Annotated in this window: 14 protein-coding genes and 1 pseudogene; 11 read left to right on the top strand and 4 right to left on the bottom strand. The window is 66.5% G+C overall.

The genetic code is table 11. From position 1 onward, the window contains the following. From AC5Y21_RS16290 to rraA, 5 genes are all read left to right on the top strand, one after another. Entirely contained in the window at positions 1-657 is a 657-nt protein-coding gene (locus AC5Y21_RS16290; RefSeq protein ID WP_499913682.1) for a DUF6474 family protein, read from the top strand. Between the two features lies 1 nt (position 658). Further along, complete coding sequence (locus tag AC5Y21_RS16285; protein WP_499913680.1) at positions 659-1,315, top strand: YcnI family copper-binding membrane protein; 657 nt, start codon at positions 659-661, stop codon at positions 1,313-1,315. After that, entirely contained in the window at positions 1,312-1,824 is a 513-nt protein-coding gene (locus AC5Y21_RS16280) for a copper resistance CopC family protein (protein WP_499913678.1), read from the top strand. The genes AC5Y21_RS16285 and AC5Y21_RS16280 overlap by 4 nt, the downstream gene beginning before the upstream one ends. Positions 1,825-1,934: 110 nt before the next feature. Further along, positions 1,935-2,378, top strand: coding sequence for an Rv3852 family protein (locus AC5Y21_RS16275; protein ID WP_499913676.1), 444 nt, complete (start codon positions 1,935-1,937; stop codon positions 2,376-2,378). A 5-nt stretch (positions 2,379-2,383) separates the two neighbouring features. Then, positions 2,384-2,875: a ribonuclease E activity regulator RraA gene (gene rraA / locus AC5Y21_RS16270; RefSeq protein WP_499913673.1), complete on the top strand. Its 492-nt coding sequence runs from the start codon at positions 2,384-2,386 to the stop codon at positions 2,873-2,875. Here rraA and AC5Y21_RS16265 read toward each other — a convergent pair. Next, positions 2,872-4,341 (bottom strand): flavin-containing monooxygenase, encoded by a 1,470-nt coding sequence (locus AC5Y21_RS16265; RefSeq protein WP_499913671.1) that lies wholly within the window; start codon positions 4,339-4,341, stop codon positions 2,872-2,874. The two genes, rraA and AC5Y21_RS16265, sit on opposite strands and share 4 nt — an antisense overlap. Before the next feature lie 77 nt (positions 4,342-4,418). Here AC5Y21_RS16265 and AC5Y21_RS16260 point away from each other — a divergent pair, with 77 nt between their 5' ends. From AC5Y21_RS16260 to AC5Y21_RS16245, 4 genes and pseudogenes are all read left to right on the top strand, one after another. Further along, on the top strand, positions 4,419-5,060 hold the full coding sequence (locus AC5Y21_RS16260; RefSeq protein WP_499913670.1) for a TetR/AcrR family transcriptional regulator: 642 nt from the start codon (positions 4,419-4,421) through the stop codon (positions 5,058-5,060). Positions 5,061-5,091: 31 nt separating this feature from the next. Next, positions 5,092-6,292 (top strand): annotated as a pseudogene (dinB, locus tag AC5Y21_RS16255) (DNA polymerase IV). Positions 6,293-6,356: 64 nt separating this feature from the next. After that, a complete protein-coding gene (locus AC5Y21_RS16250) occupies positions 6,357-6,623 on the top strand; it encodes a type II toxin-antitoxin system Phd/YefM family antitoxin (protein WP_499913668.1) in 267 nt (88 codons plus the stop codon). After that, positions 6,623-7,018: a type II toxin-antitoxin system VapC family toxin gene (locus AC5Y21_RS16245; RefSeq protein ID WP_499913666.1), complete on the top strand. Its 396-nt coding sequence runs from the start codon at positions 6,623-6,625 to the stop codon at positions 7,016-7,018. Before AC5Y21_RS16250 ends, AC5Y21_RS16245 begins: the two co-directional genes overlap by 1 nt. Here AC5Y21_RS16245 and AC5Y21_RS16240 read toward each other — a convergent pair. Further along, the gene (locus tag AC5Y21_RS16240; RefSeq protein WP_499913664.1) at positions 7,015-8,025 is read right to left on the bottom strand and encodes a PHP domain-containing protein; all 1,011 of its coding nucleotides are present in this window, start codon (positions 8,023-8,025) and stop codon (positions 7,015-7,017) included. The two genes, AC5Y21_RS16245 and AC5Y21_RS16240, sit on opposite strands and share 4 nt — an antisense overlap. Next, on the bottom strand, positions 8,013-8,447 hold the full coding sequence (locus AC5Y21_RS16235; RefSeq protein ID WP_499913662.1) for a hypothetical protein: 435 nt from the start codon (positions 8,445-8,447) through the stop codon (positions 8,013-8,015). The genes AC5Y21_RS16240 and AC5Y21_RS16235 overlap by 13 nt, the downstream gene beginning before the upstream one ends. Positions 8,448-8,498: 51 nt before the next feature. Here AC5Y21_RS16235 and AC5Y21_RS16230 point away from each other — a divergent pair, with 51 nt between their 5' ends. After that, positions 8,499-9,359 (top strand): LLM class F420-dependent oxidoreductase, encoded by an 861-nt coding sequence (locus AC5Y21_RS16230; RefSeq protein WP_499913660.1) that lies wholly within the window; start codon positions 8,499-8,501, stop codon positions 9,357-9,359. A gap of 149 nt (positions 9,360-9,508) precedes the next feature. Here AC5Y21_RS16230 and AC5Y21_RS16225 read toward each other — a convergent pair whose 3' ends face one another. Continuing rightward, on the bottom strand, positions 9,509-10,759 hold the full coding sequence (locus AC5Y21_RS16225) for a cytochrome P450 (protein WP_499913658.1): 1,251 nt from the start codon (positions 10,757-10,759) through the stop codon (positions 9,509-9,511). 167 nt (positions 10,760-10,926) lie between these two features. Here AC5Y21_RS16225 and AC5Y21_RS16220 point away from each other — a divergent pair, with 167 nt between their 5' ends. Beyond that, positions 10,927-12,816 (top strand): ATP-binding protein, encoded by a 1,890-nt coding sequence (locus tag AC5Y21_RS16220; RefSeq protein WP_499913656.1) that lies wholly within the window; start codon positions 10,927-10,929, stop codon positions 12,814-12,816. The last annotated feature ends 65 nt before the right edge of the window (positions 12,817-12,881 follow it).

Genomic DNA, 12,881 nt, shown 5'->3' with positions numbered 1-12,881 from the left:
ATGGGCCTGTTCCGCAAGCGAAAGAGCCGTGCGACGCGTCGCGCCGAAGCCCGCGCGATCAGGGCCCGCGCCAAGCTCGAGGCGAAGCTGGCCGCCAAAAACGAGAGACGTCGTATCAAAAACGCCCAACGGGCCGACGGCAAGGCTCTCAAGGCGCGGATCAGGGCGCAGCAGGACAGCGACAAAGCAGCACTGAAAGTTGCCGAAGCCCAGCTCAAGGCCGCGCGCGAGGGAAAGATGCTGTCCCCGACCCGGATCCGGCGGGTGCTGACGGTGTCCCGGCTGCTCGCGCCGGTCCTCACGCCGGTGATATACCGCGCCGCCATGGCGGCCCGGGCGCTGATCGACCAGCGGCGCGCGGACCAGCTGGGGATTCCGTTAGCTCAGATCGGCCAGTTCTCCGGTCACGGGGCGCGGCTTTCGGCCCGCATTGCCGGGGCGGAGCAGTCCTTGCGGATGGTGCAGGAGAAGAAGCCCAAGGACGCCGAGACCAAGCAGTTCGCGGCCGCTATCACCGAACGGCTGACCGATCTGTCGGCGGCCGTGACCGCAGCGGAGCACATGCCGGCCGCGCGGCGGCGCGCGGCCCACTCCGCGATCGCCTCGCAACTCGACGGCATCGAAGCCGACCTGATGGCCCGGCTCGGGCTGAACTGACATGTCACCTGGGAATAGGCGCCTCACGAGCGGCCTGAGCGTCCTGGGTGTCTTGGGCATTACTGCCCTGCTCTGGCTCGGCTCGGCCGTCGGCATCCCGTCGGCCTGGGCACACGTCCACGCCAGCAGCGACAACGCCGTGCGCGGCGGCATGGCCATCGTCACCTTCCGCGTGCCCAACGAGTCGAACACGGCTGCAGCCACCACCGCGCTTGTCGTCACCCTGCCGAATCTCACATCGGTGCGCACCGAGTCCATGCCCGGGTGGACGGCCAAGCTCGACCGCGACGCTGCGTCCGGCACCGTCCGGTCGGTGACCTGGACGGCCACACCGGCCGGCGGGATCGCGGCCGACCAGTTCGGGTTGTTCCGGCTATCGCTGCAGCTACCCAACGCCGACACGGTCAGCTTCCCGACCACCCAGACCTACTCCGACGGGTCGATCGTGCAGTGGGACCAGCCGTCATCGCCCGGTGGTGCCGAACCAGAACATCCGGCGCCCACGCTGACCCTGAGAGCGAGCTCGGCACCGGCCGACCACCACCCACCAACCGCGGCGAAAACATCACCGGACAACATCGCGCGGCTGTTGGGCGGGGCGGCCCTGGCCGTGGCGGTGCTGGGCATCTGTCTCATGTGGATGCGGCGGCGAGCATGAGACGCCGAGGAGCTATCGCGCGGGTCGGCCTGCTACTGGCCGCCCTGATCGCGGCGGCGCTGCTGACTGCACAAGTCGCGTCCGCGCATGCCACACGCGTGTCCACCGAGCCCGCCGACGGCGCGGTTCTCGCCGCCGGCCCGGATCAGGTGAGCGCTACCTTCAACGAGCGATTGCAGGCCAACTTCGCCGCAATGACGGTCGTCGGGCCCGATGCCAACCTGTGGTCGTCCGGCGACCCGACCGTGCAGGGCGCCGTCGTCAGCGTCGGGATGCGCCCGATCGGACCGGCCGGGAGCTACACGGTGAACTACCGGGTGACCTCGTCGGACGGCCACCCGGTGTCCGGGTCGTGGTCGTTTCGGCTGACGGTGGCCGGGACCGGTACGCCTGGGCCGGCCGCCGCTCCGGCGGATAGCGGCGATAACGCCCCGGTCTGGCCGTTTGTGGCCATAACCGTGGCGGCTGTCGGCGCGGCGGTGTGGTGGGAGATGCGTCGCAGGCGTTGACCGGCCCTCGTCACCAAGGCGCCCGAACGCGTCCTGGCATGATGGGACCGATCAACCCGGTGCGCGAACTCGAACGAGAAGATGTGAGAAAGCTGTAAAGGAGCGGCCGCATGACAGACCCGCAGGATCAACCCAACCACGAACCTGAAGGCGAATCGGCGCCGCCGGACAAGAAGCCGCCCGAGAAGGCCGCCAAGAAGGCCGCACCCCCGCCCGCCAAGAAGGCACCCGCCAAAAAGGCAGCGGCCAAAAAGGCACCGGCCAAAAAGGCGCCGGCCAAGAAAGCGCCCGCCAAAGCTCAAAGCCCTGCGCCTGCACCACCCAAGCCGGCCGAGCAGCCATCCGACCTGCAGCAGCGCATCGAAACCAACGGAGACCTTGCTGCTGCCGCGAAAGATGCTGCGGCCCAGGCGAAGTCAACCGTAGAAGACGCCAAGCCGGTCAGCAGCGAACCCGCATTGCCGGCGTCGGGCAGCTCACCGCTACCGCTGGTGGTGGCGCTGGCACTCAGCCTGTTGGCCATACTGCTGATCCGTCAGCTGCGGCGCCGCTAATCCCGGTGCCCCTGTCCTTCCGGCCTACCGCTGACCTCGTCGACGATATCGGGCCCGACGTACGCAGCTGTGACCTCCAGTTCCGCCAGTTCGGGGGCCGCACCGAATTCGCCGGCCCGATCAGCACCGTGCGGTGTTTCCAGGACAACGCGTTGCTGAAATCGGTGCTCTCGCAGCCTGGTGCGGGTGGGGTGTTGGTTATCGACGGCGCCGGCTCCCTGCACACCGCGCTGGTCGGCGATGTGATCGCCGAACTGGCCCGCTCCAACGGCTGGGCCGGACTGGTCGTACACGGCGCGGTGCGGGACGCTGCCGCGCTGCGCAGTATCGACATCGGCATCAAGGCGCTGGGCACCAATCCACGCAAGAGCACCAAAACCGGTGACGGCGAACGTGACGTCGAGATCAGCCTCGGCGGAATCACATTCGTGCCCGGCGAGGTCGCCTACAGCGACGACGACGGCATCGTCGTCGTTCAGTCGTCGTCTAAGCGCTAAACCGCCACGGGCGCAGCGTTTCTGGCGAACCGCAGGCCCTCGTCGTCGACTTTGCCGCGCCGGATCGTCCGCATGTCGAAGAAATAGTTCTGTTTGAGCCGCCACGGCGCGCGCGACCCAGACTTGGGTAGTAAGTGCATCGAACGCTGGAAGTAGCCCGGACTGAAATCCATGAACGGCAACTCGTCGACGTCGTCGCCGGGATGCTGCGGCTCCACGGTGTCAAAACCCTTGGCGTCCATATAGTTCAGCAACCGGCAGGAGAATTCGGACACCAGGTCGGCCTTGAGCGTCCAGGACGCGTTCGTGTATCCGAAGGTGATGACGAAGTTCGGCACGCCGGAGAACATGCAGCCCTTATAGGTCATCAGCGATGTCAGGTCGAAGGGCTCACCGTTCCTGGTCGGCTGCAGCCCACCCAGCAACTGCATGTTCAATCCCGTTGCGGTGATGATGATGTCGGCCTGCAACTCCTCGCCGGAAGTGAGCTTGATTCCGGTTTTGGTGAACCGCTCGATGGTGTCGGTGACGACGTCGGCCTTGCCGTGCCGGATGGTCCGGAAGAAGTCGCCGTCGGGGGCCAGACACAGCCGCTGGTCCCACACGTTGTAGCGGGGCCCGAAGTGCTTTTCGACGTCGTAGCCTTTGGGCAGGCGTCTTTCGGCCATCGTCATCAGCATCTTGCGCATGTAGGCGGGGGCTTTGCGCGACAGCTGGTACTGGAAGGTGCTGAACGCGATGGCTTTCCAGCGGTTCGCCATGTGCGCGAGGCGATCGGGCAGCAGCCGGTTGGCCCGCTCGGCAAAGGGATCGACGCCGGGCAGCGAGCCGATGTAGGTCGGCGAGCGCTGCAGCATCGTCACCTGACCGGAGCCGGAGTTCACCAGCGCCGGGATCAGAGTTATGGCGGTGGCGCCGGATCCGATGACGACGATCTTCTTACCCGCGTAGTCGAGGTCCTCCGGCCAGTGCTGCGGATGGACGATCGTGCCTTCGAAATCCTCGGCGCCGGCGAACGTGGGCGTATATCCCTCGTCGTAGTTGTAGTAGCCGGTGCAGGCGAACACGAATGAGCCGGTGATCTCGCGCTGCTGGCCGTCGCTGTCCACGGTCAGAGTCCAGCGATTGTCGGCGTCGGACCAATCGGCGGCCAGCACCCGATGGCGGTAGCGGATGTGCCGGTCGATTCCGTTCTCGGCCGCAGTCTCCTTGATGTAGGCCTTGATCGCGTCGCCGTCGGCGATCGATTGCGCCGAACGCCACGGCTTGAACCGAAACCCAAGGGTGAACATGTCCGAGTCCGACCGGATACCCGGGTACTTGAACAAGTCCCACGTGCCGCCCAGATCGTCGCGACGCTCGAGGATCGTGAAGCTCTTGTTCGGGCAGCGGTCCTGCAGATGCCAGGCCGCGCTCACACCGGAGATGCCGGCGCCCACGATCACGACGTCGAAGTGCTCAGTCATGTCCGCCACGTTATCAACGCCATGTCGAGTTGGTCAACAACGTGTCGAAACACTCAACACTGTGTAAAGTAGCGGTCGTGACTAGTGTCGGCCAGACCCGTGCCCTGCGTGGCCGCCGTTCCACCCGCCCGTCGGGCGACGACCGCGAGCAGGCCATCCTCGCGACCGCCCAGCGGCTGCTCACCGAGCGGTCGTTCGCCGACATCTCGGTCGATGACCTGGCTAAGGGCGCCGGGCTCTCGCGGCCGACGTTCTACTTCTATTTCAAGTCCAAGGAGGCAGTGCTGCTGTCGCTGCTCGAGCCGGTGATCACCCGTGCCGACTCGGAGTTTGACGGCGCGGTGCAGCGGCTGCCCGCGGACCCACGCCGAGTGTGGCGCGCCGGCATCAAGGCGTTTTACGCCGCGTTCGCCTCGCACCGTCCGCTGGCCCGCGCCGCGACCGAAGCACTGGCCACCAGCGCGGACTTGCGGGCGGTGTGGTTGGGATTCATGCAGAAGTGGATCGACCAGACGACGGCCATGATCGCCGCCGAACGAGCACGCGGCGCCGCTCCGGGGACCATCCCGGCCGCCGACCTGGCGACTTCGCTGAACCAGATGAACGAGCGCACGATGATGGCCGCGCTGTCCGCCGAGACACCCGCGGTGGACGAGGACCGGGTGGTCGACACCCTGACTCACATCTGGGTCAGCAGCATTTACGGCGAGGCTCACTAACTCACGGTTTGTCACACCCGTATGCGAACATATGTTCGTGCGGTGCGATGCGTCCATCCTGCACGCGGATCTTGACTCGTTCTACGCGTCCGTCGAACAACGCGACGACCCGACATTGCGCGGCCGCCCGGTGATCGTCGGCGGCGGGGTGGTGCTCGCGGCCAGCTACGAGGCCAAGGCGTACGGCGTGCGGACCGCCATGGGCGGGGCGCAGGCCCGTCGGCTATGTCCGCATGCGGTGGTGGTGCCGCCGCGCATGAGCGCCTATACAAAGGCCAGCGACGACGTGTTCGACGTGTTTCGCCATTGCACCCCGAGCGTCGAGCCGCTTTCGGTCGACGAGGCGTTCCTCGACGTCGGTGGCCTGCGCCGGGTGTCCGGAACGCCTGTCCAGATCGCGGCACAATTGCGCGCCGACGTGCGCGACCAGGTCGGCCTGCCGATCACCGTCGGGATCGCCCGCACGAAGTTCCTCGCGAAAGTCGCCAGTCAGGAGGCCAAGCCCGACGGGTTGCTGCTGGTGCCGCCCGATCGGGAGCTGGCCTTCCTGCACCCGCTGCCGGTCCGCCGGTTGTGGGGCGTGGGTGCGGTGACCGCCGACAAGCTGCGTGCGCACGGCATCACGACCGTGGCCGACGTCGCAGAACTTTCCGAGTCGACGCTGGCATCATTGGTCGGTGGCGCGATGGGCCGCCAACTGTATGCGCTGTCCCGCAACATCGACCGCCGCCGGGTGACCACCGGTGTGCGGCGCCGCTCGGTGGGTGCCCAGCGCGCACTCGGCCGGGCCGGCAATGGCATGTCTGCCGCAGAGATCGACGCGGTCGTGGTCACCCTGATCGACCGCATTACCGGCCGGATGCGGGCCGCGGGGCGCACCGGGCGCACCGTGGTGCTGAGGCTGCGCTTCGACGACTTCAGCCGGGCCACCCGGTCCCGCACCTTGCCGTGGTCGACGTCGTCGACGCAGCCCATCCTGGCCGTCGCGCGCCAGCTCGTCGCGTCGGCCGCGCCCGTTACCGCCGAACGTGGGCTGACGCTGGTCGGCTTCGCGGTGTCGGGCATCGACCGCGACGGTCGCGCAACAGTTGATGCTGCCGTTCGACGGTGAACCTCCCGCGGTAGATGCGGCCGTCGACCAGGTTCGCCGGCGCTTCGGCAAGTCCGCGCTCACTCGCGGGGTATTAGTGGGCCGCGATCCGGGTGTGGAAATGCCGCATCTGCCTGACTGACTCGCTCTAGGTGCTACGACGCCGCCAGGTGCTACGACGTCCTTTAAGTGCTACAATGTGCTACATGCAGCGTATCGGCGTTCGCGAGCTCCGGCAGAATGCCAGCCGCTACCTTGCCCAGGTGGCGTCCGGTGAAATCGTGGAAATAACGCAGCGCGGTCGACTGGTGGCGCGAATCGTTCCCGCCGGCGGCGACACATGGGCCGATCTGGTGGCCGCCGGCGAGGTCATCCCCGCCTCGTCGAAGGAGGACCTTCTCGCGGAACCGCCGGGCAATTTCGGTCCCGGCTTGTCTGCGGAACTCGAACGTCTCCGCGAAGACGAGCGTTAATGCGGCTGTATCTTGACACCTCGGCGCTGACGAAGCTTGTCACCGAGGAGGCTGAGACGGCGGGGCTCCGGAGCTATCTCCAGACTCATGCGACGGACACACACTTCACCTCCGCGCTCACGCGCACGGAGTTGATCCGCGCGGCGTCCCGGCACGGGCCCCCGGCAGCCATCGCACATGCAAGACGGCTGCTGACACGACTTGACGTCGTTGCGTTGACCACTCGGCTTCTCGACGTGGCGGCGGTTCTCCCGCCAACGGAGCTGCGGTCGCTCGACGCTATCCACTTGGCCGCGGCCCAGGCCGCGCCCGACTTGCGGGCGCTGGTGACCTACGACGCTCGTATGGCGCAAGCCGCTGGTTTAGCGGGAATCGCTGTCGCACAACCTGTTTAATTGCTGGCCGCGGCCCACTCAAGCAGCTTGTCAGCTGGCCAGGTGTTGACGATGCGGTCGACGGGAACACCCGCGTCCAAAGCCCGCTGTGCGCCGTAGCCCAGGAAGTCCAGCTGGCCGGGCGCGTGGGCGTCGGTGTCGATGCTGAACACGCAGCCGATGTCGCGCGCGAGGTTCAGCAGCCGGCTTGGCGGGTCACGACGCTCCGGCCGGGAGTTGATCTCCACCGCGGTGCCGTGCTCACGACAGGCGGTGAACACCGCCTCGGCGTCGAACTTCGACTCGGGCCGGATGCCACGGTTGCCCGCCACCAGCCGGCCTGTGCAATGGCCCAGCACGTCGGCGTGGGGGTTGGAAACCGCATTGATCATCCGCCGGGTCATCGCGTCCGCATCCATCGACAGCTTGGAGTGCACGCTGGCCACTACGATGTCGAGGCGTTCGAGTAACTCCGGCTCCTGGTCCAGGCTCCCGTCGTCGAGAATGTCGACTTCGATCCCGGTCAGAATGCGCATCGGCGCGAACTCGTCGCGCAGCTCGTCAATTACGTCGAGCTGTCTGCGCAACCGCTCCGGCGACAACCCGTTGGCGATCGTCAGCCGCGGCGAATGATCGGTGAGGGCGCAGTATTCATGCCCAAGCGAGGCCGCGGTGGCCATCATCTCGTCGATCGGCGCGGAACCGTCCGACCAGTTCGAGTGCAGGTGCAGATCCCCGCGCAGCGCGGCCCGTACCTCACCGCCACCGAGGTCTTCTGCCGCAGCACGTAATTCGGTCAGCTGGTCGGGTTCGCGGCCGGCCCAGGCCTGCGCGATGACCTTCGCGGTTTTGGGCCCGATGCCCGGAATCGACTGCCAGCTGTTGGCCTGGCCGTGCCGCTCGCGGGCCGCGTCGTCGAGCTTCTCGACGATGTCGGCGGCGTTGCGGTATGCCATTACCCGTCGGGGATCTTGGCGGCTGCGGTCCTTGTAGTACGCGATCTGCCGCAGCGCGGTTACCGGGTCCATACCAGCTGCCCAGCGATGAATCCGGCCAAAATCACTGCGAAGCCGCCGATTTCGCCGACGATAAGTGACGCCATCGCCGCCCCGGTTCCGCGCACCGGATGCTCGAATTGGTTCTCGGTGTCGCGGCGCGCGCCATGCAGGATGTAGGTCCCGATAGCGGCGACGAAGAAGAACACCACGACCATCGCCGCGACCAGGTTCACCCAGGTCGGCCAGGCGCTGAGTTCGACGAAGGCCGCGATCAACAGCGTCGCGAACGAGTACAGCAGCGCCGCCCGGTGCGCGATATCGACGTACACATGTGCGCGGCTATCGGCACTGACCATGATCTGGCGGTACTTCCATACGCCGAGGGCAAGCGCCAGCAGAAAGATCAGTCCGGCCGCCAACAGCGTGATCTTGGTATCGATACCGAGTGTCATCGTTGCGCCCAGTCTAGTTGCGCCTCAGAAAGCCGGACTACCGTCGTGTCCATGCGATTCGCGTTCAAGACCTCACCGCAGCACACCACCTGGACCGACATGCTGGCCGTCTGGCAGGCGGCCGACGACATCGATGTCTTCGAGTCGGGGTGGACGTTCGACCACTTCTACCCGATCTTCACCGATTCCACCGGCCCATGCCTGGAAGGCTGGACGACGCTGACCGCGCTGGCGCAGGCCACCAAACGGCTGCGGCTGGGCACCTTGGTCACCGGCATCCACTACCGCCATCCGGCGCTGCTGGCCAATATGGCCGCCGCGCTCGACATCATCTCCAACGGCCGCCTCGAGTTGGGCATCGGCGCGGGCTGGAACGAGGAGGAGTCCGGCGCCTACGGCATCGAGCTGGGCAGCATCAAGGAACGCTTCGACCGGTTCGAGGAAGCGTGTGAGGTGCTCACCAGCCTGCTGAGCACCGACTGCTCCGATTTTCAAGGCAAGTACTACCAGCTCAAAGGCGCCCGCAACGAGCCGAAGGGACCGCAGCGTCCGCATCCGCCGATCTGCATTGGCGGCAGCGGCGAAAAGCGCACCCTGCGCATCACCGCGCGTTACGCCCAACATTGGAACTTCGTCGGCGGCCCGCCCGACTTATTCGCGCGCAAGCGCGACGTGCTGGCGGCGCACTGCGCGGACATCGGGCGCGACCCGAAAGAGATCACGTTGTCAGCGCACCTCTTCCTCGGCGAAGACCGCAACTACGGGCAGGTCATCGAGAACGCGGCCGGCCTGGCCGCCGAAGGTCTGGACCTCGGCATCGTCTACATCAACCCGCCGCATGACCCCGCCGTCCTGGAGCCGCTGGCGGAGGCGATCCGGGATTCGGGGCTCTGGGTCCGTGGCGGCGCATAGACGCTGACGGTAGCCACTCGACCCCCCCGGCCGCGTTGCGCAGAAGGAGCGGAGCGCCGAGCCTGTAATTTTGCAGGCTACTACTCGCACTTTCGCTGCAAATGTTCAGTTTCGGCGAAACCACGCCGAGCGGCCCGGCCTCAAGCGCCCTAGTGGCCGGGGTCGAACTCGATCGACAGCGCGGCAGGACCGGTCAGTGACGTCAGAGGCTTCCATGGGGCCGGGCCGGTACACCGCGCGTTGGGCATGCGCCGTGTCATGACCGACAAGGCTTCGGCGAGTTCAAGTCTGGCGAGATTGGCGCCGAGGCAGTAATGCATTCCAGCGCCAAAGGTCTGCATCGGCGGGGCACCCTCGCGGGTGATGTCGAGCCGATCGGGATCGTCGTAGACCGCGGGATCGCGGTTCGCGGACGCGGTGTTGGCGATGACCAGGGTGCCGGCCGGAATCGTGACTCCGGCAAGTTCGAGAGTCTCGAGCGCCACCCGCAGCGTGCCGAATCCAATCGGAGAATGCCGCATCGTTTCCTCGACCGCATTCGTCGCAAGATCCGGACGATGCGCCAGTAGCGCCCACTGGTCAGGGTGATCGCACAGCACCTGCACCGAGGCGGCCAGCTGGTTTCGCGTGGTGTCCGTCCCGGCGATCAGCAAGCCCGCCGCCAACATGCGCAACTCGTCGGCGCTCAGGCGATCGCCTGGAGAACTCGGGTCTTCGGCGCGGATCAGCTCGGAGATGAGGTCGTCGGTCAGCGTCCGGCGGCGGCGGGCGACCATGTCGTCGATGTAGGCGTCGAGCTCGTCCCACGCCGCCAAGATCGTCCGTTCGTGGGCGGCGACGTCCCAGTCGAAGACCTTGAAGATGTCGTCGGTCCAATCTGAGAACTGCTCCCAATCATCCGCGGGTGCGCCGAGCAGCGCGCAGATGATCGGGATCGGATACTGGCGCGCGATATCGGCGACCACCTCGCAGCGCCCTGTTGTGGTGTGACGGTCAACCAGTTTGGTGATTACGTCGACGACCGTTTCTCGTAGCCCTGCCGTGGCTCGCGGCGTGAAGGCCTTTGACACCAGTCGGCGCAGCCGGTGGTGCGCGGCGCCATCGAGACTGATCAGGCTCGCCGCGACTCGGTCCCATAGCGGGCCGGAGGTGATGCCTTGACCGGCCAGGAACATGCCTTGTGGTACGCGGAATCGTTGGTCGCGCAGCAGGTTTCGCACCAGTTCGTAGGTCAGGATTTCCGGGCCGTGAGTATCGATGGCGATCGGTGCCCGATGGCGGGCTTGCGCGATGAGCCGGTGCGCCTCAGCTGGATTGCGCAAGTGCTCATACGCCAAGATCGGCAGGCCCGCGTCGAAGACGTTCGGGCAGCCGCGCGTAAGTGTGGCGTCTACGGTCATGATGGCACCTCGGTCGGATGAGTCGGCTATGCGTCAGTGGTCACCGGCGCGACGCCATCGTGGCTCGGATCTCGCACGGGCCAATCAGTAGTGGATTACTGGTTTTCTTGTTGGGCTTCTCGATCGTTGCTCTGTCCGACCCGTGCCGTCGCTCTTAGGCTGTGTACGTGCGTTTGACGTGGCCGTTGACCGGCCGCTCGAAGGAATTGCGGCTCATCGAAGCCGCGATATTCGACCCGGATTCGTCCGGGGTCATCGTTTGCGGGGCTGCCGGCGTCGGAAAAAGCAGGATCGCTCGTGAAGCGCTCAGTTCGGCTGAGTCCGCCGGATGTGAAGTCCGCTGGATCGTGGGCACATCCTCGGCGCGAACCCTCCCGCTGGGGGCCGTCGCATCGTGGGCGGACCCGGCCGTCAACGACCATCTCGACTTGGTCCGCGGCGTGGTCACCTCCCTGACCGCGGCAGCCGCGGGCAAGACAGCGGTGCTCGGTGTCGATGACGTCGCCCTGCTCGATGACCTGTCGACGTTCGTGGTGCATCAGATCATTCAGCGTCGCGCCGCGAAAGTGGTGCTCACCGTCCGCGATGGTGAGCCCATTCCGGCCGGGACGCGAGAACTGTGGAAAGCCGGGCAGTTCGATCGCCTCGACGTGCGGCCGTTGGCACAGGACGCAATCGCCCCGCTTATGTCGGTAGTTCTGGGCGGGCCCATCGATCCGCAGGCCGCCGAACGGCTGTGGGCGCTGACCCGCGGCAACCCCCTGTACTTACGAAACATCGTTGAGCAGGAGGTCGCCGACGAACGGCTCGTCCTGCGGGACGGGTTTTGGCGTTGGCTTGGTGATCCGGTGGTGCCGCCCGACCTGGTGGAGCTGATCGAAGAACGGTTTCGAACTCTGCCCGCCTCAGTCGGAGACGTGCTTGATGCGCTGGCCGTGGGCGAACCCATCGAGCTCGGATCGATCACCCGGATAACCGATCCGGCCGCGGTCGAGGAAGCCGACATGCGCGGTCTCATCACCCTCGAGCCAAGCGAAGGCGGCGTGGAAGTGCGGGTGGCACATCCGATGTACGGCGAGGTGCGCCGCAGTCGCGCGGCTCCCACTCGGCTGCGCCGGCTGCGCGGATTGGTCGCCAACGAACTCGCCAATGCGAAGAATCGTGACGACATTCGTGTCGTCGTGCGGCGGGCCACCTTGAGTCTTGACTCCGATCTCGAGCCCGACGCCGACCTGCTGCTCAAAGCGGCCCAAGGCGCGGTCTGGCTTGTCGACATTCCGCTGGCGGATCGGCTCGCCGATGCGGCCACCCGCGGCGGAGCCGGAGCGGGGGCAGCATTCATCCGGGCGTACATCTTGTCCTGGCTGGGCCGTGGCCACGACGCCGAAGCGGCCGTCGCCGATGTGTCGAGCAGCGAATTGACGGACGTCGACTTCGACAGGTTGTCCTTCGTTCGAGCCACCAACAGGCTATTCAGCCTCGCAGACCCCGCGGGCGCCAAGGAGTTGATCGACGAAGCGCGGCGGTCCGCCCGACCTGCGGCGCGTAACTGTATCGACGCCGCGCTCGCCGTGTACTGGGCTGCAATGGGCCGGCCGCAAGCAGCCCGGGAATCGTTGCAGGACATCGCCTTCGATGATCTGCCAGACGTCGCCGCCCGTTTAACCGCGTGGGCTGCCACCGTTGCCGCCGGCGACGCCGCCCACGTGACTGAAGCCGTGGCGGCGGCTGAGGTCGGCTATCCCATCGCGGTGCGTGGGTTCCTGATCATCACCGATGCGCACGTCAGCGCCCTGTGGTTGGCTGGGCGCGTTGCTGATGCCTCCGACGTGGCGGTCCTGTTGCGTCAGCGCTCGGCGGCCCATCCGAGTCCGCAGCTGAGCCCAATCTCCAACGGTCTGGAGGGCCGCACTGCCCTGGGCACCGGCCATCTCGATATCGCTTGTTCGCTGTCGAGATCGGCCGTGGAGGCGTTGGGTGGCTGGGGACAAACTCTCTCGGCTGGACCTACCGATATCAACTCACCCGCGTCACCGCTTTGGCCATGCGCGGTTTGACCGATGAAGCCGTCGCCGCGAAGGACATGCTTGACAAGCTGCGGCATCCCGGCTGGCGATACCTC

This window comes from Mycobacterium sp. NGS41, assembly GCF_059812725.1.
Note: the sequence above shows the minus strand (reverse complement) of the source record. Positions and strands in the feature narration are given on the sequence as shown.